Origin of the sequence: Streptomyces sp. NBC_01176 (assembly GCF_045039825.1) — a bacterium.
Lineage (GTDB): Bacteria > Actinomycetota > Actinomycetes > Streptomycetales > Streptomycetaceae > Streptomyces.
On sequence record NZ_CP108600.1, the window covers coordinates 5,128,443 to 5,149,819 of the forward strand.

General features: G+C 71.6%; 19 protein-coding genes and 1 tRNA gene. 13 read left to right on the forward strand and 7 right to left on the reverse strand.

Annotated elements, in window-relative coordinates:
• The first annotated feature begins 146 nt into the window (after positions 1-146).
• From OG199_RS22090 to OG199_RS22100, 3 genes are all read left to right on the forward strand, one after another.
• Positions 147-219, forward strand: a tRNA-Arg gene (locus tag OG199_RS22090).
• 428 nt (positions 220-647) lie between these two features.
• Positions 648-1,925 (forward strand): calcium-binding protein, encoded by a 1,278-nt coding sequence (locus OG199_RS22095; RefSeq protein ID WP_405830914.1) that lies wholly within the window; start codon positions 648-650, stop codon positions 1,923-1,925.
• A 381-nt stretch (positions 1,926-2,306) separates the two neighbouring features.
• Positions 2,307-2,795, forward strand: coding sequence for a hypothetical protein (locus OG199_RS22100; protein ID WP_405830916.1), 489 nt, complete (start codon positions 2,307-2,309; stop codon positions 2,793-2,795).
• 56 nt (positions 2,796-2,851) lie between these two features.
• Here OG199_RS22100 and OG199_RS22105 read toward each other — a convergent pair whose 3' ends face one another.
• Positions 2,852-4,174, reverse strand: coding sequence for a hypothetical protein (locus tag OG199_RS22105; RefSeq protein ID WP_405830918.1), 1,323 nt, complete (start codon positions 4,172-4,174; stop codon positions 2,852-2,854).
• A gap of 68 nt (positions 4,175-4,242) precedes the next feature.
• Positions 4,243-4,740, reverse strand: a complete 498-nt coding sequence (locus OG199_RS22110) for a SigE family RNA polymerase sigma factor (RefSeq protein ID WP_356809589.1) — start codon at positions 4,738-4,740, stop codon at positions 4,243-4,245.
• A 268-nt stretch (positions 4,741-5,008) separates the two neighbouring features.
• Between OG199_RS22110 and OG199_RS22115 the strand changes: the two genes are divergently transcribed.
• The 9 genes from OG199_RS22115 (at position 5,009) to OG199_RS22155 (ending at position 15,550) form a co-directional block, all read left to right on the forward strand.
• The gene (locus OG199_RS22115) at positions 5,009-5,854 is read left to right on the forward strand and encodes a Bro-N domain-containing protein (protein WP_405830920.1); all 846 of its coding nucleotides are present in this window, start codon (positions 5,009-5,011) and stop codon (positions 5,852-5,854) included.
• A gap of 94 nt (positions 5,855-5,948) precedes the next feature.
• A complete protein-coding gene (locus tag OG199_RS22120; protein WP_405830922.1) occupies positions 5,949-6,821 on the forward strand; it encodes a DUF2797 domain-containing protein in 873 nt (290 codons plus the stop codon).
• A 109-nt stretch (positions 6,822-6,930) separates the two neighbouring features.
• Positions 6,931-7,356, forward strand: coding sequence for an antibiotic biosynthesis monooxygenase family protein (locus OG199_RS22125; RefSeq protein ID WP_401807531.1), 426 nt, complete (start codon positions 6,931-6,933; stop codon positions 7,354-7,356).
• Entirely contained in the window at positions 7,343-8,332 is a 990-nt protein-coding gene (locus tag OG199_RS22130) for an amidohydrolase family protein (protein WP_405830924.1), read from the forward strand. The genes OG199_RS22125 and OG199_RS22130 overlap by 14 nt, the downstream gene beginning before the upstream one ends.
• Positions 8,333-8,430: 98 nt before the next feature.
• The gene (locus OG199_RS22135) at positions 8,431-9,171 is read left to right on the forward strand and encodes a response regulator transcription factor (RefSeq protein ID WP_266700195.1); all 741 of its coding nucleotides are present in this window, start codon (positions 8,431-8,433) and stop codon (positions 9,169-9,171) included.
• Positions 9,168-10,802: an ATP-binding protein gene (locus OG199_RS22140; protein WP_405830926.1), complete on the forward strand. Its 1,635-nt coding sequence runs from the start codon at positions 9,168-9,170 to the stop codon at positions 10,800-10,802. Before OG199_RS22135 ends, OG199_RS22140 begins: the two co-directional genes overlap by 4 nt.
• A 14-nt stretch (positions 10,803-10,816) precedes the next feature.
• Entirely contained in the window at positions 10,817-12,286 is a 1,470-nt protein-coding gene (locus OG199_RS22145; protein WP_405830927.1) for a glycosyltransferase, read from the forward strand.
• Complete coding sequence (locus tag OG199_RS22150) at positions 12,283-14,553, forward strand: ArnT family glycosyltransferase (protein ID WP_405830929.1); 2,271 nt, start codon at positions 12,283-12,285, stop codon at positions 14,551-14,553. The genes OG199_RS22145 and OG199_RS22150 overlap by 4 nt, the downstream gene beginning before the upstream one ends.
• A gap of 211 nt (positions 14,554-14,764) precedes the next feature.
• A complete protein-coding gene (locus OG199_RS22155; RefSeq protein ID WP_356805613.1) occupies positions 14,765-15,550 on the forward strand; it encodes a TetR/AcrR family transcriptional regulator in 786 nt (261 codons plus the stop codon).
• Between the two features lie 115 nt (positions 15,551-15,665).
• On the opposite strand, the gene OG199_RS22160 is transcribed toward OG199_RS22155, so the two are convergent.
• The 4 genes from OG199_RS22160 to OG199_RS22175 form a co-directional block, all read right to left on the reverse strand.
• Entirely contained in the window at positions 15,666-16,136 is a 471-nt protein-coding gene (locus OG199_RS22160; RefSeq protein ID WP_356809208.1) for a PPOX class F420-dependent oxidoreductase, read from the reverse strand.
• 86 nt (positions 16,137-16,222) lie between these two features.
• Positions 16,223-17,044: a YceI family protein gene (locus tag OG199_RS22165; protein WP_356809207.1), complete on the reverse strand. Its 822-nt coding sequence runs from the start codon at positions 17,042-17,044 to the stop codon at positions 16,223-16,225.
• Positions 17,045-17,135: 91 nt separating this feature from the next.
• Positions 17,136-19,664: an MFS transporter gene (locus OG199_RS22170; RefSeq protein ID WP_405830932.1), complete on the reverse strand. Its 2,529-nt coding sequence runs from the start codon at positions 19,662-19,664 to the stop codon at positions 17,136-17,138.
• 28 nt (positions 19,665-19,692) lie between these two features.
• Positions 19,693-20,202 (reverse strand): MarR family winged helix-turn-helix transcriptional regulator, encoded by a 510-nt coding sequence (locus OG199_RS22175; RefSeq protein ID WP_405830933.1) that lies wholly within the window; start codon positions 20,200-20,202, stop codon positions 19,693-19,695.
• 227 nt (positions 20,203-20,429) lie between these two features.
• On the opposite strand from OG199_RS22175, the gene OG199_RS22180 reads away from it, so the two are divergent.
• Positions 20,430-20,630: a hypothetical protein gene (locus tag OG199_RS22180; protein ID WP_153289730.1), complete on the forward strand. Its 201-nt coding sequence runs from the start codon at positions 20,430-20,432 to the stop codon at positions 20,628-20,630.
• 24 nt (positions 20,631-20,654) lie between these two features.
• Here the strand turns inward: OG199_RS22180 and OG199_RS22185 are convergent, their stop codons facing one another.
• Positions 20,655-20,951, reverse strand: a complete 297-nt coding sequence (locus tag OG199_RS22185) for a hypothetical protein (RefSeq protein WP_401807545.1) — start codon at positions 20,949-20,951, stop codon at positions 20,655-20,657.
• Positions 20,952-21,377: the final 426 nt, after the last annotated feature.

Genomic DNA, 21,377 nt, shown 5'->3' on the forward strand with positions numbered 1-21,377 from the left:
TACGCCCCACGGAAGCACGTTTGCCCAGCTCACAAGGGGTGTGGCTAATGGATTTCACATGGCGGCGGCAGTCATGTAATGTTCTTCCTGTCGCCGCGAGCGGGTCAAAAGCCCGGAAGCGGGACACCGGTTCCACAACAGAACAAGCACTCGTAGCTTAACGGATAGAGCATCTGACTACGGATCAGAAGGTTGCAGGTTCGAATCCTGCCGAGTGCACACAGATCAAAGGCCCCGCCGGTTCTCCGGACGGGGCCTTTGACATCAGCGAGTGACATCAACGCGCACATCGCCTACATCGGCCGAGCCGACGACTTCATCAAGGCGTCCGGCTACAAGATCAGGCTCCGGGGGTCCGTGACGCGGCCTGTCACTCTGGTGAGCTTCGAGGTTGAGCGCGTCGTCCATGCGCTCCGTAGCCCTCACGCGCCGCACGTCGGCATCCCGGCAGCGCAAGGTCGTAGCAGGCGACAAGAGGGGACCGGCAGCGTCTGGTCGGTGGAACGCGGGCGGTATGACGGTGTGTCTGTACGGCCGCAGGGGGCGGGTGTGGCTTGATCGTCGGGCGGTCCCGGCAGGGGCCTGAACACCCACCGACGTCCGTGGCACGTGCCGAGTGCCGCGCTCTTTGTCGAGGAGTCCCCATCGTGAGACCGACCCTGCAACATGCCGTTTTCCCTCGACGTGGCGCGGGAGCCGCGGGTGAGCGGTGGCGCCCGGCGAGGCGTGCTGCGGTCCTGCTCGCCACGGTGGCGCTGCCGGCGGCACTGGTGGTGCCCACGGCCACGCCCGCTGCTGCGGCGGTGCCCGTGACGGTCACCTTCAACGCGGGCGCCGACCAGCCCTTCACCGTCCCGGCCGGCGTCACCCAACTGACCGTCACCGCCACCGGCGCCGCGGGCCAGAACGGCCCCGGCGGCGGCGCAGGCGGCAACGGCGCCACCGTCACCGGCACCGTCACCGTGCCGCCGAGCACCACCATCCTCTATGTCAACGTCGGCACGGGCGGGGGCGCCGGCGGCGGAGGGGGGTCTACGGGCGGTGCCGGCGGCGGTTCCAGCGACGTCCGCACCTGCAGCTCGGCCAACGTCAGCTGTGTCCTGACCGGCGTCCCCGGCACCGACCCCCGCCTCATCGTCGCGGGCGGCGGAGGCGGCGGAGGAAGCGGCTTCCCCCCCACTTACCTCAACCCGGAGGCCACCGGCGGAGACGCCGGAATCACCGGGGGTGCCGGCGGCAGCAGAACGAACAGCGGCCAGGGCGGAGGCGGCGGAACCCAGACAGCCGGCGGCGCAGGCGGAGCCGTATGCCCCGGTTCCGGTGGTACATCCGGCACTCCGGGCACGGGCGGTGCGGGCGGCACCGGCGGAGGCGGCTTCGGGGCGGGCGGAGGCGGGGGCGGCTGGTTCGGCGGAGGCGGCGGCGGAGGCTGCAACCGTCTTTCTTTTCCTCCAGCTTTCGGTCCCGGTGGTGGCGGTGGTGCGTCGAACCGTGTCCCCACGGGTGGTACCTCCGCTCCCGCCGCGGGGCCGGCCCAGGTGACCATCACCTACGAGCCGGTCCCCCCCACCTGCGCGACCGCCACGCCCACCATCACCGGCACCAACGGCAACAACGTCCTGATCGGCACTCCCGGCGATGACGTGATCTTCGGCCTCGGCGGCAACGACGTGGTCGACGGCCGCGGCGGCAACGACATCATCTGCGGCGGCGACGGCAACGACTCCCTCACCGGCGGCGACGGCAACGACCGCATCGAGGGCGGCAACGGCAACGACACCCTGAACGGCGGGAACGGCAACGACGCCCTCTTCGGTGGTCCCGGCAACGACGCGCTCTTCGGCGGCCCCGGCACCAACACCAACGACGGCGGCCCCGGCCGCAACGCCTGCTTCAGCCCCGTCACCGGACCCGGCTGCTTCTGACCCACCCCGCACGCCTCCCACCTGATCGACGTACAGCAGAAACGGGCCCCGGCACATCCCTGGTCGCAGCGGCGACCCACGCACGGGGCCCGTTTCAACGCTCTGTCCATCCGAGGCGCGTAAGCCTGCTCGCACGCGGAGCCGAGTCCAGAGGCAGGCGTACAGCAGTGAAGGACCGCAACCCAGCCGCCGCCCCCGACCGGTTGAGTAGGGCCGGCGTCCATGAGTCGATCACCGCATAGGGCGCCCGCGGTCAAAGACGATGCCTCCGGCGGGGGATCGGCCGGCACCGGGATGGAGGGGAGCTAGGGAAATTGGCGGGTTGGGGAGGATATTCCGCCCCGGAAGGGAATCGTCGGAAGTCCGGTCTAGGTTGGGGCTGTGAACCACAGCCTTCCCCACGCCGGGGCGGACCACGAGCCTGACTTGCCGCCCTACCAGGTAGTCCTGGCGGAGACGGATGGGGATTCGCTCCAGACGGCTTTCGGGAGCGGTGAGGACCTTCCCGGGGTTCTGGCACGGCTGTTGGAGCCCGATCCCACGGTTCAGGTCTCCGCTCTGTCGGAGCTGGGTGAGCCGGTCGGCCACCAGAACACCATCTACGAGGCCACCGCCCCCGTCGCCCCGTATGTCGCCGGCATCCTCACCCACCCGGCGGCCATGACCCGCCGGCCCTATCGCAACGTCACCATCCGCGCGGCGCTGTTGAACTGGTTGGTTTCCACGGCCTACGACGCCTCCGATGAGATTGTGGCCCGCACGGAGCATTACTTCCCTGGCTTCCTCACCCCCGGCACCATCGTGGCGGGCTTCGGGGACCTGCGCCCGATGCTTACCGGGCCGCGAATCCTGCCGAGTGCGCACAGGTGAAAGGCCGGCCCTGCCGTACCGGCCACTCCGGTGCGCCGCCACGCCCGTACCGGTGCTCAGTCCGTGAAGAACTGCTTGTCGAGCACCAGGCTCAGCAGTTCGTCCATGCTCAGCGCGGGCTGGGGGCGCGTCACCGGCCCCGCCTCGGCGTACGAGTTGACCTCCCGCGCCACCACCCGGCGGCCGTCCGGGCGCAGGGTGTCGACCAGCCACACCACGGCCGAGCCGCCCTTCTCCGAGGGTCCCCTGACCTTCTTGACCTGGGTGCCGTCGGCCAGCGTCGTGGCTTCGCACTCACCGGGGACATCGGCGCAGCCCATGTGCCCGGCCAGGAGGGCGGTCCTGTCGTACTGCGCGTCGGCCTCCACCATGTTCTTCCCGTGGCCGTCGTCGTAGATCAGCTGGGCCATCCCGTCGCCGGAGTCGAGGCCGGAGACGGTCCCGCCCTGCGGCAGATGTGACTTCAGCACCCGGGTCATACGTGCGCCGGGAACGCGTTTTTTGCCGGTGGAGGCACCGGTGGAGGCACCGGTGGAGGCACCGGTGGAGGGGAAGGGGGCTCCTCGCGGGGCCGGCACCGCGGCGATGGCCCGTTCCCACACCGGGCTGCGCACGACGGAGGTCAGCTGGGCGATCGACAGCAGCGGGTCGGCTCCGCTGGACGAGCCCTTCTCGCCGCCGCCGCTGAACTGCTGCACTGTCAGCTGGACCCCGTCAGGGCTGGTGAGCACCACGTACCAGCGCTTCTGCCCTGTGGCGCTGTTGGGGTAGGTGAATGACCTGGTGGTGTTGAGCACCGCACCGCCGGGGAGCTTCTCGGTGGTGCACTTGTCGTACGGGCGCACCTCCACCGGAAGGCACCCGGCCTGGCCCTGCTGCTGGTCGGCGGGGGTGCCGGACTCCAGCCGGGCGATGGTGATGTCGATGCCGGAGGACCCGTGCTCGGTGGAGTAGGTGAGCTGGGCGGTCGGCCAGACGACCGGACCATCCGACCGGGAACCCCTGCCCGAGGCGGCGGAGACGGTGCCGCCCGGTGGCAACAGGCTCTCCAGCGTATGGGTCATCTCCTGCCCGCTGATGGACGACGGCTCATGGGAGGGTGGCCGCTCGGTGGAGCGCGTCGAGGCGCCGGCCCGCAGCCGATCGGGCTTGCCGTCGCCGCCCCGGATACCGAAGGCGTCCGTGGCCATCAGGGTGCTGCCCGCGGTGATCAGCGCGAAGGCGGCCGTGACGGCAGCGACTCGGGTGGCGCGGATCAGCCGCATCCGCCGGCCTCGGGCGATCGAGCGCTGTACCAGGTCGGCGGAGTGGGGCGGGAACTCGTCGGTGTCGCTCCTCATGGCGCGCAGCCGTACCTCGAGGTCGTCGTCGAGTGGCATGGTGGATCTCCGTTCGTCTGGGGCGTTGGTCGGGACCTGCGGCGCGAGGTGCCGCCTGGCCGTGCTCGTCATGCGGCCAGATCCGCCAACTGACTGCCGAGCTGGGCGCGCAGACGTTGCAGGGCCCGCATGGTCCGGACCCGAACGGCTCCCGGCGACAGATGCAGCACCTGTGAGGTCTCCTCCACCGAGCGGTCCTCCCAGTAGCGCAGCACCAACACTGCACGGTCCTTGGCCGTCATCCGGGCCAAGCCGTCCAGCAGGGCTATCCGCAGCTCCGCGTCCTGCCCCGGGCCGGCCGCGTCCGGAAGCCGGTCGCTGGGGCGCTCGGTGGAGCTGCGGCGGCGGCGCTGGGAGAGAAAGGTCCGCACCAGCACGGTGTCGGCGTAGGCCACCGGGGATTCCGCACGGCTGATCCGCCGCCAGGAGCGGTACATCTTGGCGAGGGTTTCCTGAACCAGGTCCTCGGCGAGGTGCCAGTCACCTGTGAGCAGACAGGCGGTCCGGAACAGAGGCCCGCTGCGGGCGACTGCGAACTCCAGGTAGTCCGCGGGTGCTTCCCTCACCGTGTGTCCTTTCGTGGTCGAACGTCACCTCTTACACGCTGTGGGGGTGCCTCCGCGTTACACCCGACAGCTTCCGCGGCCGCGGCCTGGCGGTGGTCGTGCCGGATCCGGGTCGGAATCCGCGGTCCGCGTTGTCGGGCCGGCGGCCCCTCCGGGTGGGGGTGGTTGCGACGAATCGATCCTTCTGTCGCCTATCGGGTGAACGTCGTTGATGTCCAGGGGAGTTGCCTGCCTCCTCGCCTAATTTCCGGCGTGGAGGTGATGCTCGATGTACGAGCAGGACGCGATCGACATCGACGACTTCGTGTCCGCGGCGACCGGGTCGCGGGTACGGAGGGTGACGTTGCCGGACGGAGAGCACTGGTTCGCGGCGTCCGACGTGGCCAGGGTTCTCGGGTACACGAACACCCGCCAAGCCCTTCTCCGGCATGTCGCGGCAGAGTGCCGGCAGAGTCTGGAGGATCTCGCGCGAGGCGTCCACGGAGCGGACGGCTTGGGCAGGATCGCGGGTCGCAGGCTCAAGAAGTCGATGAAGATGGTGAATCTGCAGGGGCTCGTCAGGCTCGTCGACGGGTGTGCCAAGCCCGCGTGCGAGCCCTTCAAGGCCTGGGTGGCCGAGACCGTCGTGACCATCCAGCGCGACGGCTGCTACGCCCTCGAACCGGCTCCCGTGCAACCCGCCTCCGACGGGAGCGTCGCCTACGTCGTCCCGCAGCAGGTCGCCGATGCCCTCGTACGGTTCGAGGAGCGGAACATCGTGGTGGACGAGGAACTCGCGGCGCGGGCGGCGGCGCGCGACGAGCTGTCGGCCGGGCGCGACGTGCTGTCGGCCGGGGGCGATCGGATGGCGGCCCGGCGTGCACGGGCGGTGGTGGAGACGAACCGGCTGCCGCGGCGGTCAGGCCCTGGCCGGCGCGCGGTGTCCCGGAGCCAGGACGCGCTCGCACGGGGCCAGGAGGTGATCAGCCGGAGCCGGCAGATGATCGCCCGGAGCCAGGACGCGGTGGCGGTCGCCCTGGGACGGGTGGCCGAGTCGTTGGACCGGATCGCCGGGCGGATGGGAGCGGGGGCCGGGAGTGAGAGGCCGCCGGTGATGACTCCGCGGGAGCGATGAGCGCACGGAGAGGCGTTCGGGGGACTGGCGAGAGGACGGGCTCCCCGCGGGCGGGCCGGGCGCGTGTCAGTGGCAGCGCCTACGCTCGTGAGTGATGGCACAGACGTGGAGATGTTCGGGTCTGCGGTGGTCGGCGGGCGGTCCCGTGCTGGTGTGGGGTGGCGGGCGGGAGAGCGCGCTGTCCCCGGGGAAGCGTGTCGCCTTCGCCGTGGTGGACGGCGGCGGCCGGACGTGCGTGGGAGCGCGGGGCACCGCGTGCCCCGTGCGGGCGGCCGTGTCGGGGCGGAGCACGGGAGCGCGGTGCGAGGAGTGCGCGCGGCTGGACCGGGCGCACTCCGTGGCCGCCGACACGATGGCCGACGACCCGCGTCCCTACCGCGTGTACCTCGCCTGGTTCGGACCCGGGATGGTGAAGGTCGGGATCACCGGCTCGGCACGCGGGTCGGCGCGGCTGCTGGAGCAGGGAGCCCTCTGTTTCAGCTGGCTGGGCGAGGGACCGTTGATGGCCGCGCGGCGCACCGAGGAGTTGCTGCGGGCCGCGCTCGGGGTGCCGGACCGGATTCGGTACGCCGACAAGCGAAGGATGCGGTCGGCGCTGCCGGACGCGGCCGAGCGGCTGGCGGAGATCCGGGAGCTGCACGCGCGCGTGGCGGCGCTCGACGGCTGGCCCGACTCCCTGCAGCGGGCGCCGTTCCGGGCCGTCGACCACGTCGGGGTGTTCGGGCTCGACGGAGTCCCGGCCGCCGTGGGCGCGGTGAGCGAGCTGACCGGCGGCGGCGCGGTGAGCGGAGAGCTGGTCGCCGCCGCGGGTCCCGATCTGCACCTGGCGACCGGGAGGGGTGTGGTCGTACTCGACACCCGGCTCATGACCGGGTGGGAACTGACCACGGGAGCGAGCGGATTCACCGTTCCCGTACGGGAGTTCCGCGAGGCGGAGGACACCGTGGTGCAGGACGGGCTGTTCTGAGGGTGTGCCCGGTCGGCCGGGGAGCGTGAGGTCAAGAGTTGGATCCCTTTGGCGACCCTTTCGGAAAGGGGGTGGACCGGCGGTGACACCGACGACCATCGTGGGCGACATGAGCGATCAACCCCGGACACCTGTCGACGTCCAAGGTCATGTGCCCGGCGACGTCCCGACCGTCCTGCCCGACGCACCCGTCGCCGCCCCCGAACCGCCTTACTACGCGGTCGTCTTCACCTCCGTGAGAACCGAGGGGGACCAGGGCTACGCCGAGACCGCCGAGCGCATGGGCGAGCTCGTGAGGGGGATTCCCGGATTCCTCGGGGAGGACTCCGCGCGGACGCCCGGCGGTCTCGGGATCACCGTCGCGTACTTCCGTGACCCGGCGGCCATCGAGCGGTGGCGCACCGACCTGGAGCACCTCGCCGCCCAGCGGCACGGGCGCGAGCACTGGTACGAGGCGTACACCCTGCACGTCGCCAAGGTCGAGCGCAGCCACACGTTCCGGCGCGGCGGGGGGTCGGCTCGTGCGCACGGCTGACACGGAGGACGTACGGCGGTTCTGGGAGCGGCTCGGGCTCCCCGGGCTCGTCGACGTCCACACCCACTTCATGCCCGACCGGGTCCTGCGCAAGGTGTGGGACTACTTCGACGGCCTCGGCCCGCTGACCGGCGGCATCGAATGGCCCATCACCTACCGCGGCGACGAGGACGAACGGCTGGCGTTGATCCGGGAGTTCGGCGTACGGGCCTTCACCGCGATGCTCTATCCGCACAAGCCCGGCATGGCGCGGTGGCTCAACTCCTGGGCCGTCGACTTCGCCCGCCGCACGCCCGACTGCCTCCACACCGCCACCCTCTTCCCCGAGCCGGACGTCGAGACGTATGTGCGGGAGGCGGTGGAGCAGGGCGCCCGCGTCTTCAAGGCACACGTCCAGGTGGGCGCGTACGACCCGGCCGACCGGCTTCTCGACTCCAGCTGGGGGCTGCTCGCCGAGGCCGGGATCCCGGTCGTGATGCACTGCGGGTCCGGACCCACGCCCGGCAAGTACACCGGGCCCGAGCCGGCCGGCCGCCTCCTCGCCCGGCATCCCGGGCTGCGGCTGATCGTCGCGCACCTGGGGATGCCCGAGTACGAGGAGTTCCTCGGCCTCGGCGAGCGGTACGCGGAGGTGCGGTTCGACACGACGATGGCGTTCACGGACTTCAGCGAGCGGCTCGCGCCGTTCCCGCGGGAGGCGTCGGCCCGGCTCGCGGCCCTCGGCGACCGCATCCTGCTCGGGACCGACTTCCCGAACATCCCGTATCCCTACGCCCATCAACTCCACGCCCTGGAACGGCTCGGCCTGGGGGACGACTGGCTGAGGGCGGTCTGCTACGAGAACGGCGCGCGTCTCTTCGGGATCACGCCCCCGTCCGAAGGTGCCCCGTCCGGAGGTGCTCCGTCCGGAGGTGCTCCGTCCGAAGGCGCCCCGTCCGAAGGTGCCCCGTCCGGAGGTGCCCGGGACGCCGAGTGATCTTCCCAGGGATTCCCTGAGAGGCACCTGTGTGTTTCTCAGAAAAATCACAGGTCTCCGAAAGGATGTTCTCAGCGGCGCCCAGCAAGGTGTCCGCTATGACCACGACCTCGCCCCAGGGGCGCACCGAACTGCTGAGGCCGGACGGGAGCCCCGTCCGAGTCCTGGTGGTGGACGACGAGTTGTCGATCACCGAGCTCCTGTCCATGGCCCTTCGTTACGAAGGGTGGCAGATCCGCAGCGCGGGTGACGGACAGGGCGCGGTGCAGAGCGCGCGCGAGTTCCGCCCCGACGCCGTGGTGCTGGACATGATGCTGCCCGACATGGACGGGCTCGCGGTCCTGGGGCGGCTGCGCCGTGAACTGCCGGACGTGCCCGTCCTCTTCCTCACCGCCAAGGACGCCGTCGAGGACCGCATCGCCGGTCTGACGGCCGGCGGCGACGACTACGTCACCAAGCCGTTCAGCCTGGAAGAGGTCGTGGCCAGGCTGCGCGGGCTGATCCGCCGCTCCGGTGCCGCCGACCGGCGCTCCGACTCCACGCTGGTCGTCGGGGACCTCACCCTCGACGAGGACAGCCACGAGGTGTCCCGGGCCGGGGACAACATCCACCTCACCGCGACGGAGTTCGAACTGCTCCGGTTCCTCATGCGCAATCCGCGGCGCGTGCTCAGCAAGGCACAGATACTCGACCGCGTGTGGTCCTACGACTTCGGCGGCCAGGCCAACGTCGTCGAGCTCTACATCTCGTATCTGCGCCGCAAGATAGACGCGGGGCGCGAGCCGATGATCCACACCCGGCGCGGAGCCGGTTACCTGATCAAGCCCGCGGTGTCATGAGCGGACGGCGACGGCCGCGTGCGCAGGGGCGGGGACGGCAGCCGCGCACCCTGCGGACGCGGCTCGTCGTCTCCGCGGTGACGCTGATCGCGGTGGTGTGCGCGGTGATCGGGACGGTCACGACGTTCGCGTTGCGGTCCCATCTGTACCAGCAGCTGGACGAGACGCTGGGCGAGGTCGCCAAGCGCGCCACCGGCCCCTTCAAACCGGGGGGCGGGAACCAGACCGGTGGCACCGGGATACCCCCGAACGCCCGGTCCGACGGCGTCGGCATCGTGTCGGCCGACGTCTTCGACTTCCTCACCAGGGGGCCGAACCAGGCGGACACCATCGGTGCCGTCGTGTCGAACGGCGTGATCACCCGGGCGGTCGTCTCCAGGGCCACCGCCGTCGGCAGCGTCACGGACATGGGCACCAAGGAGCTCGGCGCCGCCCAGAAGGCCGCGCTCGCCGCCGTGCCGAGGACCGGCACGCACAACGTCGACGTCCCGGGCCTCGGCGAGTACCGCGCCGAGTACCAGGAAGGCCCCCGGGGCGCCTTCTACGTCGCCATCCCCACCAGGACCGTCACCAACACCGTCAACACCCTGGTCCTCGTCGAGGTCAGTGTCACCGGCGCCGGTCTCGTCGCGGCGGGCATCGCCGGCAGTGTCCTGGTCGGGCTGGCCCTGCGCCCCCTGCGCAAGGTCGCCTCCACCGCCACCCGTGTCTCCGAACTGCCGCTGCACACCGGCGAGGTCACCCTCTACGAGCGCGTCCCCGAGTCCGAGGCCGACCCGCACACCGAGGTCGGCCAGGTCGGCGCCGCGCTCAACCGGATGCTCGACCACGTCCACGGCGCGCTGCACGCCCGTCAGCAGAGCGAGATGCGAGTACGGCAGTTCGTCGCGGACGCCAGTCACGAGCTGCGTACGCCGCTCGCGTCGATCCGCGGGTACGCCGAGCTGACCAGACGCGGACGTGAGGAGACCGGGCCCGACACCCGGCACGCCCTCGGGCGGATCGAGTCGGAGGCCGGCCGGATGACCGGGCTGGTGGAGGACCTGCTGCTGCTCGCGCGCCTCGACGCCGGACGCCCGCTCCAGTACGACGCCACCGACCTCGTACCGCTCGTCGTCGACGCCGTGAGCGACGCCCGCGCGGCCGGCCGGAACCACGACTGGCGGCTGGAGCTGCCGGACGAACCCGCGCTCGTCCTCGCGGACGCCGCCCGTCTGCAACAGGTCATGGTCAACCTGTTCGCGAACGCCAGAACCCACACCCCGCCCGGTACGACGGTCACCGCACGCGTGCACCGGCACGGGCCGTGGCTGTGCGTGGACGTCCAGGACGACGGACCCGGCATCCCGCCGGACCTGCTGCCCCGCGTCTTCGAACGCTTCGCGCGCGGCGACTCCTCGCGCTCCCGCGCCTCCGGCTCGACCGGTCTCGGGCTCGCCATCGTGCAGGCCGTCGCCTCCGCACACGGGGGCGCCGTCACCGTCGACAGCGTGCCGGGCAGGACGGTGTTCACCCTGCACCTGCCCGCGCCCACCCGCGACCCGATCGTGGAGACGACCGGGGAAACAAAGGCGCAACGGCACTCACAGCCACAGCACAGCGCCACCACATGGGTGCGACAGGGCATCTGACCAGAGTCGTTCCCATGCGAAGCGACTCTTCTCCCGGCGACCTGCCGGCGCGGGAGCACCTCCCGGCCGGGTCCGCCGGTACACCTGTCCTGGACGTGGTGATCCCCGTCTACAACGAGGAGAAGGACCTCCAGCGGTGTGTGGTGAGACTCCACGAGCATCTCCAGCGCACGTTCCCGTACACGTTCCGCATCACGGTCGCGGACAACGCGTCCACGGACGCCACTCCCCGGGTGGCCGCACGGCTGGAGTCGCGGATACCGGAGGTCCGGTCCTGCCGGCTCGAAGAGAAGGGCCGCGGGCGCGCGCTGCGCACCGTGTGGTCGGCCTCGGACGCCCCGGTCCTCGCCTACATGGACGTGGACCTGTCCACCGACCTCAACGCCCTGCTGCCGCTGGTGGCCCCGCTGATCTCCGGCCACTCCGACCTCGCCATCGGCTCGCGGCTCGCCCGGAGCTCGCGTGTGGTGCGCGGCGCCAAGCGGGAGTTCATCAGCCGCGGCTACAACCTGATCCTGCGCGGCTCGCTGCAGGCCCGCTTCTCGGACGCGCAGTGCGGCTTCAAGGCGATCCGCCGTGACGTCGCCCAGGTGCTGCTGCCGCTGATCGAGGACACCGGCTGGTTCTTCGACACCGAGATGCTGGTGCTCGCCGAGCGCGCCGGGCTGCGCATCCACGAGGTGCCGGTCGACTGGGTCGACGACCCGGACTCGACCGTGCACATCCTGCGGACGGCGACCGACGACCTGAAGGGCGTGTGGCGCGTGGGGCGCGCCCTCGGCACCGGATCACTGCCGCTCGACCGGCTCGCGCGCCCCTTCGGGGACGACCCGCGCGACCGCGACCTGGCCGACGTGCCGGGGGGACTCGCCCGTCAGCTGGTCGGCTTCTGCGTGGTGGGCGCCCTGTCCACGCTCTTCTACCTGCTGCTCTACAGCGGCTTCCGGACCTTCTCGGGTTCACAGGTCGCCAACGCGCTCGCCCTGCTGGTCTCGGCCGTCGCCAACACCGCCGCCAACCGGCGGCTGACCTTCGGGGTCCGCGGCCGGGGCGGCGCGGTCCGTCACCAGGCGCAGGGCCTGGTCGTCTTCGGTATCGGCCTCGCGCTCACCAGCGGATCGCTCGCCGCGCTGAACGCGGCGACGAGCAGCCCCGCGCACTCCACCGAGCTGGCGGTACTGATCGCCGCCAACCTGGCGGCGACCGTGCTGCGGTTCCTGCTCTTCCGCGCCTGGGTCTTCCCGGACCGGCGCGACGGCACGTCCTCGACGGTGGTGGCGCGGCACACCCCGGCCCCGTACGACAACGCGTACGACAACACCTATGACAACGACCACGACAACGCCCATGACAACGCCTACGACAACGCCCACGACACCGACGGACTCCGCGCCCGTGACGCCGCGGACCGCACCTGGGGGGACGCCACCATGCAGTTGCAGCCGGTGCGCCCGCACGACCACGATCCGAGGGACGCACGATGACCACTCAGCCCGACACGAGCCATCAGCGCGACGCGCATCCCTCCGCGGACCCGGCGCCCGCCCGACGCCCGCCGGCCGGCGAGCCGAACACGGCCCCACGGGAGTCCTCCGTACCCGGCGTCCGTCCCCGGACCGGTGAGCCCGGGCGGCCCTTCCTCCACCGCGTCCGACGCGGCCGGCCCGAGGACCCGCGCTGGGTGCGCCCCGCCTTCGTCGGCCTGCTCGTCGCCACCGGTCTGCTCTACCTCTACGACCTGAGCGCCTCCGGCTACGCGAACTCCTTCTATTCGGCGGCCGTCCAGGCCGGCAGCCAGAGCTGGAAGGCCTTCTTCTTCGGCTCGCTCGACTCGGCCAACGCCATCACCGTCGACAAGCCCCCGGCCTCGCTGTGGCCGATGGCCCTGTCGGTGCGGATCTTCGGCCTCGGCTCGTGGGCGATCCTCGTCCCCCAGGTGCTCATGGGCGTCGCCACGGTCGGTGTCCTGTACGCGGCCGTACGCCGCCGGTTCAGCCCGGCGGCCGGTCTGATCGCGGGCGCGGTGTGCGCGCTGACTCCCGTCGCCGCGCTGATGTTCCGGTTCAACAACCCGGACGCGATGCTCGCGCTGCTGATGACCGTCACGGTCTACTGCGTGCTGCGCGGCCTGGAGGACGGCCGGACGAAGTGGCTGGTGTGGGCGGGCGTCGCGGTGGGCTTCGCGTTCCTCGCCAAGACGCTCCAGGCCTTCCTGATCCTGCCGCCGCTGGCCGTGCTGTACGCGGTGTGCGCGCCGGTGGGCCTGCGGAAACGGTTCGCGCAGATCGGGCTCTCGGCGGGTGCCGTGCTCGTCGCCGGCGGCTGGTGGGTCGCGATCGTCGAGCTGTGGCCCGCGTCGTCCCGCCCCTACATCGGCGGCTCGCAGAACAACTCGTTCCTGGAGCTGACCTTCGGCTACAACGGCCTCGGCCGCATCAGCGGCGACGAGACCGGCAGCGTCGGTGGCGGTGGTGGCGGTGGTGGTGGCACCGGGCGGTGGGGCGAGACGGGCTGGGACCGGATGTTCAACTCCGAGATCGGCGGCCAGATCTCCTGGCTGCTCCCGGCGGCCCTGATCCTGCTGGTGGCCGGCATCGTCCTCACCCGGAAGGCGGGGCGGACCGACCTGACGCGCGGTTCGTTCCTGGCCTGGGGCGGCTCGCTGCTGATGACCATGGCCGTCTTCAGCTACATGGCCGGCATCTTCCACCAGTACTACACGGTGGCCCTGGCCCCCTACATCGCGGCCGTCGTCGGCATGGGCGCGACGATGCTGTGGGAGGAGCGGGGCAGGGTGTGGGCGTCGCTCACCCTGGCCGGTGCGGTCACCGCGTCCGCGGCCTGGGGGTACGTCCTCCTCAACCGCACCTCCGACTACCTGCCCTGGCTCAAGTGGCTGGTCCTCGTCGGCGGTCTGACGGGCGCGCTCGGCCTGATCTTCGTGACCCGGCTCGGCCGGCATCTCGCGCTCGCGACAGCGGGGTTGGGCTTCGTGGCCGCGGTCGCGGGCCCGACCGCGTACACGCTCTCCACGGTGAACACCGGGCACTCCGGCTCCATCGTGACGGCCGGTCCGTCCGGGGCGAGCGTGATGGGCGGTCCCGGTGGCGGTGGCGGTATGCGGGGCGGCTTCCCCGGTGGCGCCCCGAACCAGCGGAACGGCAACGGCACCCAGCAGAACGGGCAGCAGGGCGGCGGCGCGGGCGCGCCCCCGACGGGCGGCACCGGTGGCTTTCCCGGCCGGAACCAGCAGGGCAACGGGAACCCTCAGGGCAACAACGGTGCCCAGGGCCGGAACCAGGGGGGCGGCATGCCCGGCGGTGGCACGGGTGGCGGAGGCATGGGCGCGGGCCGCGGCGCCGGCGGTCTGCTGAACGGCGCGAGCGTCGGTTCCGCGGCCAGGACGCTGCTGTCGAAGGACGCCGACGACTACACCTGGGCGGCCGCGGCCATCGGCTCCCAGAACTCGGCGAGCTACCAACTGGCCACCGGTAAACCGGTGATGGCGATCGGCGGCTTCAACGGCACCGATCCGTCCCCGACCCTGACCCAGTTCAAGAAGTACGTGACCGACGGCAGGATCCACTACTTCATCTCGGGTGGCGGCATGGGCGGGGGCGGCATGGGCGGTGGCGGCGCCTCGGGGACCACCTCCACCTCCTCCCGGATCAGCTCGTGGGTCACGGCCAACTTCAAGAAGGTGACGGTAGGTTCGGCCACCTTCTACGACCTGACGCAGCCGACGAGCTGACCTGGAGGTCTTCGCCGGGCGGTGGCCCGGAGCGAACGAGCTCCGGGCCACCGCCCGTTCCGTGGCCGCGGCGTTGCTACGGCGTGGGAGAGGGCAGACTCCGCGATGGCGGTTTCCGTGCAGCGCGCGCTTAGCATCGGGAAGGACGGACGGGAGCGTTCCGGCCCGCCGTCGCGCATGACCGCAGTCCCCGTTCCGAGGAAGGTACGCCATGGTGAGGGCAGCCGACCGGCCCAAGCGTCCGGCGCGGACCAGTGTCTGGCTGGAGGGCAAGGCCCCCCGGGGCGGTGCGGCACGCGGCGGTGGCCAGCCGTCGGGGCTCGACCGGGACCGGATCACCGAGGTCACGGTGCGGCTGCTGGACGCCGAGGGGATGGCGAGGTTCTCCATGCGCCGTCTGGCCGCCGAGCTGAACGTCACCGCGATGTCCGTGTACTGGTACGTGGACACCAAGGACGACCTGCTCGAACTCGCCCTCGACGCGGTCTTCGGTGAACTGGAGCTGCCGGACGCCGAGTCGGGCGAGGACTGGCGCGACCAGCTGCGCTCCGTGGCCTCCGGCTACCGCGCCCTGCTGGTCCGGCACCCCTGGGTGTCACCGCTCATCGGCACGTTCCTGAACATCGGCCCGCACTCCATGGCCTTCTCCCTCTGCGTCCAGAAGGTGGTCCGCAGCACGGGCCTGCCCCCGTACGGCCAGATGGGCGCGCTCTCGGCGGTCTTCCAGTTCGTGTACGGCTTCGGCACCATCGAGGGCCACTTCGTGCAGCGCTGCGCCTCGGCGGGCATGAGCCAGGAGGAGTACTTCCGCCAGGCCATGAGCACGATCAGTGAACAGCCGCAGTTCTCGGTCAACTTCGAGAGCGCCGCGGACCTGATGGAGGCCCGCGGCGGCGACACGGTCGAGGAGATGCGCGAACGGGACTTCACGTTCGCCCTGGAGACGCTGATCGCGGGCATCGAGACGATGGTGGCCCGCGGCGCGGACACGGCCTAGCCGTATCGCCCCGCGGCGCGGACGCCTGGCCGTATCGCCCCGCGGCGGTCGGCGTCCGCCCGGCGGGGCGGACGCCGACCGCCGCGGTACGGGCGATCTCGGGGGTGCTCCCCGGCTACTCCTGGGACGCCAGACGCGCCGGGAAGCCGCCCGTCGCGACCGGGCCCCACTTCTCGGGCGTGATCCGGATGATCGACTTCCCCTGCTTGAGCATCGCCGCGCGGTACTCGTCCCAGTCCGGGTGCTCGCCCGCGATGTTCCGGTAGTACTCGACCAGCGGTTCGACGGAGTCCGGCGGGTCGATGACCTCGGCCGTGCCGTCGATCTGGACCCACGGCCCGTCCCACTCGTCGCTCAGCACGATCAGGCTGACCCGCTCGTCCCGCTTGGCGTTCCGGGTCTTGGCGCGCTCGGGGTACGTCGAGACGACGACGCGGCCCGCGTCGTCGACCCCGCAGGTCAACGGCGAGCCCTGGGGGCTGCCGTCGGCCCGGCGGGTGAGCAGGACGGCGCGGTGGCGGGGGCGGACGAAGTCGAGCAGTTCGTCGCGGGATACGGAGGTGTTCGTCGCGATGTTCGGTGCCATGGGGGCAGCCTAAGGGCTGCCCCGTGCCCGGCAACGGGCCGCCGCGTGGGGTGTCACCTCACATCAGGCACCTCACATCAGGCACCTCACATCTGGGGCAACGACCCGCCCTGCACCGCCTGCACGTCCAGCTCCACCTTCAGCGTGGTGCCGATCGCGGAGATGCCCGCCTGGACGACCTGGTTGTAGTTCATCGCGAAGTCCTCGCGGTGGAGCTGTGCCGTCGCTCGGAAGGCCGCGCGGGTGCCGCCCCACGGGTCCGCGCCCGTGCCCAGGTAGGCGAGGTCCAGGTCCACCGGGCGGACGACGCCGTGCAGGGTGAGTTCGCCGTGGACGGTCCAGCGGTCGGAGCCGGCCGGGGTCAGGCCGGTGGAACGGTAGGTGATCAGCGGGTACGTCTCGACGTCCAGGAAGTCGGGGGACCTGAGGTGGCCGTCGCGCATCCCGTTGCCCGTGTCGATGGAGGCCGCCTGGATCACGGCCTCCACACGGGACTTGGCCACCTCGTCCGGGGCGATCTCGATGGTGCCCGAGAAGTCGGTGAACCGGCCGTGCACGCTGGAGATGCCCAGGTGCTGGGCGACGGCACCCACCGAGGAGTGGGCGGGGTCGACGGTCCAGGGGCCGGGCGGCGGCAGTTCGGTGCCGCCCTGCCGGGCGAGGACCACGGTGCCGACCTCGGCCCGTCCGCCCGCCGTGACGATCGCGCTGGAGGCGGCGGGCGCGTACCCGACCGCGGTGACGATCACGGTGTACGCGCCGGGCGTCAGCGCACCCGCGTCCCGTACGGCGCCCTCGGCGTCCGCCTCGGCCCGCAGCACCTGTGTCCCGGTCATGTCGGTCACCGTGACGACCGCGTGCGACACGGCCCATCCGTCCCGCGTACGAATCCGTGCGGTCAGTCCCATCCCGTTTTCTCCTGCCTGTCTTGCACATGAACCGGCCCGTGGGAGCACGGTCTCCGCATGGAGTGCGCGTCCCACGGGCCGGGGATTCCCTTTACTCGCCGGGGTGGGCGAGTTCGATGTCGTGGTCGTCGACACCGCGACCGCCGACGGTCAGCGCGGTGGCCACCGGCGGGTAGCCCGTCGCGATGACCGTGTACTCGCCGCCGTCCAGGTCGGTGAAGGCGTACGCGCCGTCCGTGCCGGTGCGCGCCGTGCCGATCACGTTGCCGGCCGCGTCGACCAGCGTGACCCGCGCGTCCGGCAGCGGGCCGCCGGGCGCCCGTACGACGCCCTGGAGCTGGGCGCCCGCGCGGAGTTCGACCTCGACCCGGGTGACCCCGGCCCCGCCGACCTCGACGGGCAGCGCCTGCGGACGGTGGCCCGCGGCGTTCACCGCGACGGTCACCGGTCCGGGCACCAGCTCGGCGAAACTGAACTCGCCCTGCTCACCGGTGGTCCCGGTGGCCAGCACGTCGCCGCGCACGTCGGTCACGATGACCATGGCGTCCTTGACCGGGGTCCCGGCTCCGGCGGCCCGCACGAGCCCGCTCAGCCCGCTCGTGCCGCTCAGCAGGATGTCGTACGCCACCGGCTCGCCGTTCACGACGATCGTCGAGGCCTGCGGCTGGAAGCCGTCGGCGGAGGCGATCAGGACGTACGAACCCGTGCCGGGCGCGTCCACCGCGTAGGAGCCGTCGGCCTGTGCGACCGACCGGCCCAGCTGCCGTCCCGCGAGCGAGATCAGCGTGACCGCGGCCTGCGGCACCGGCGCGCTCTCGGCGCCGCGGACGTGACCGCGGACCGGGATCCCGCCGGACGGCGCCGGGGCGCTCTCGCGCGTCGCCGTGGCGACGGCGGCGAGCCGCTGGGTGCCCTCCGGCGCGGACTCGGTGTCCGCCACGGAGCTGGTCGCGGTACCCGTCGCGGGGACGGACCGGGCCGGGGCCTCCTCGGCGGCGACGGCGGGAACCCCCGCGTCGGCCTGCGCGGCCTGGGCGGCCTGGGCCAGCGCGCCCGAGGTCCGCAGCGGGACCTCCTTGATGAACAGCATGATGAAGAAGGCGAGCAGCGCCAGCACGGAGGCGATCATGAAGACGTCCGCGATGCCGTGGCCGTACGCGCTCTCCAGGAGGGTGCGCAGCGGGGCGGGCAGGGCGTCCATGTCCGGGATGGTGCCCGTGCCGGAAGAGGCCGCCGCGGCCGCGTACTTGGGGTCGAGGCCGGACAGGCCGTCCTTGACGTAGTCGGTGATCCGGGTGGACATGATCGCGCCCAGCGCGGAGACGCCGATCGCGCCGCCGAGGGAGCGGAAGAACGTCACCGTGGAGCTGGCGGAGCCGAGGTCGGACGGCGCCACCTGGTTCTGCGTGGACAGCACCAGGTTCTGCATCGTCATACCGATGCCGAGGCCCAGCAGCGCCATGAAGATCGCGACGTGCCAGTAGGTCGTGTCGTAGCGGATGGTGCCCAGCAGACCGAGGCCCGCGGTGATCAGGGCGCCGCCGCTGACCAGCCAGTACTTCCACCGGCCGGTCTTGGTGATGACCTGGCCGGAGACCGTGGAGGCGATGAACAGGCCACCGATCATCGGGATGGTCATGACGCCCGACATCGTCGGGGACTTGTCACGGGCCAGCTGGAAGTACTGGCTGAAGAAGACCGTGCCGGTGAACATCGCGACGCCCACGAAGAGCGAGGCGAGGGAGGAGAGGGTGATGGTGCGGTTGCGGAACAGCCGCAGCGGGATGATCGGCTCGCTCGCCTTGGACTCGACGAGCACGAAGACCGCGCCGAGGAGGATCGCGCCGCCGACCATCGCGGCGGTCTGCCACGACATCCAGTCGTACTTGTCACCGGCGAAGGTGACCCAGACCAGCAGCAGCGAGACCGCGGCCGAGATGAAGAACGCGCCGCCCCAGTCGACCTTCACCTCCCGCTTGACGACGGGCAGGTGCAGGGTCTTCTGCAGCACGATCAGCGCGATGACCGCGAACGGCACACCGACGTAGAAGCACCAGCGCCAGCCGAGCCAGGAGGTGTCGGTGATGACGCCGCCGAGCAGCGGGCCGCCGACGGTTGCGACGGCGAAGGTCGCGCCGAGGTAGCCGGAGTAGCGGCCGCGCTCGCGCGGGGAGATCATCGCCGCCATGACGATCTGGGCGAGGGCGGACAGACCGCCGACGCCGATGCCCTGGACCACGCGGCAGGCGATCAGCATGCCGGCGTTCTGCGACAGACCCGCGGCGGCGGATCCGAGGACGTAGATGATCAGGGCTATCTGTACGAGCGCCTTCTTGCTGTACAGGTCGGAGAGCTTGCCCCACAGGGGCGTGGCCGCGGTCATGGAGAGCAGCGCGGCCGTGACGACCCAGGTGTAGGCGGACTGGCCGCCGCCCAGGTCGCCGACGATCTCGGGCAGGGCGTTGGTGACGATCGTCGACGACAGGATCGCCACGAACATGCCGAGGAGCAGCCCGGAGAGCGCCTCCATGATCTGCCGGTGTGTCATCGGAGCGCCGTCGGAGGACCCACCTCCGTGCTTGGCGTGAGCCCGCACACCGGCTGGTGTGGTCGTTGCCATGGGCTTCCTTCTCTAGTGCTTTGCGTGCTTACGCGGGTGTACGGGTGGTGGTCGGTTCTGTTGCGTGGACTGCGTGGGCATCGGCCGGACAGGGGGGCCGCTGGGTGGCGCGGCAGTCGCCGAAGCTCTCGCGCAGCCGGCCCATGAGGTGGCTGAGCAGCCCGACCTCCTGGTCGGACCAGTCGCTGAGCCGGTCGGCGAAGAGCTGCGAGGAGCGCCGGGAGAGCTCGTCGAGCCGCGCGTGTCCGGCGTCGGTGAGACGCAGGATGCGCGAGCGCTTGTCGGCCGGGTCGGGGAGGCGTTCGATCCAGCCCCGGTCGGCGACGTGCGCGACATGGCGGCTGGTCACGGACATGTCCACGGAGAGCAGCTCGGCGAGCTTGCTCATCCGCATGTCACCGTGGCGGCCCAGCAGCGTCAGCACGGCGGCGGAACCCGCCGGGCAGTCGTGCGGCAGGATCCGCGCCAGCTCCCTCTTCACGGCGCCGATGGCACTGAGCTGACGGGCCAATTCCTCGTACTGCGCCCGCTCGGCCATCACCCCTCCATATTCGTTGCTTGGGGCAACCATAAATGCAGTTGGTTGCTGCAGGCAAACGAAAAGGGTGCCCGCTGGGATAAAAACATGGCAAAGGCAGGCATTGGCAAATGTAAACCTGCTGGTGAGGGCGGTGCCAGACTGAGAGTCGGCTGTGAGGCCCGGCCGCGCACCGGAGGGGCCCCCGCACTTGGGCGGGCTCCGGCTATTCGCTAGGGTCCTGGGCCATGGCAAACACCCAGGGCCCCGAGGGCAACTACGACCCCGCGGGTAGCACCCAGATGTTCCGCGCTTTCGTCGACGAGGGCCCCCAGGCCCGTCAGCAGCAGCAGGTGGCCGCCCCGGCGGGTCCCCGCATCGGCCTCATCATCGGCATCGTCGTCGCCGTGGCGGTCGTGGCCGCCGTGGCATGGCTCGCCCTGTCGTGAGGACGCCCCGCCGGTAGCGGCGGGTCACTTCCACTGGACGGACACGTCCCGCGTCTCGATGTGCATGCCCAACGGCACGCGCCAGGCGTCGACGCACACCGTCCAGGACTTCCTGGTGCCCGCTCCCGGGGCGATCGGCGCGGGCAGGTCCCGCGTCGACCCGATCGTGGCCCAGTCGATCCCGAGCGCCCCGATGATGTGCGTCCCGAGGGTCACCGTGCCCGAACGCACCGCGGTGCCGCCGGTGTTGCGGAAGGAGAGGGTCACCTTCTCGCACCAGCGCTGACCGGTGGCCTCCCGCTCGGGCGCGCCCACCTGCACGGCGGCGGGCGCCGGCGGGGACGGAGCCGGGTGCGTCGGCGGGGCGGTCGTCGGCGTGCTGCCGGAACTCGCCCGCGCCCGACCCGGGCTGCCGCCCGCCGAGGCGGGTGCCGGAGGTCCGCCGTTCCCGGCGCCGCTGGCCGCCCCCGCCCCCTTCCCGGCAACGCCCGAGGACGGTCCGGGCGGCCCCGGACTCCCGGCCGGCCGCGTCGTCCCGTCGTCGGCTGCCCCGGTGTCGCCACGGGGACCCTTCCCGGGGCGTGAGGCGCTCCCCCCGGTCAGTGGGGCCAGTGAGACGTCCCCGGTGGGGGCCACGGCCCTGCCGGACCCCCCGGGCACTCCCGCCGCGACGTGGCCGCCGCCCCCGCCGCTGCCACAGGCGGCCAGCACCGCGCTCAGGCACACCACAGCCGTCGAGGCGCCCAC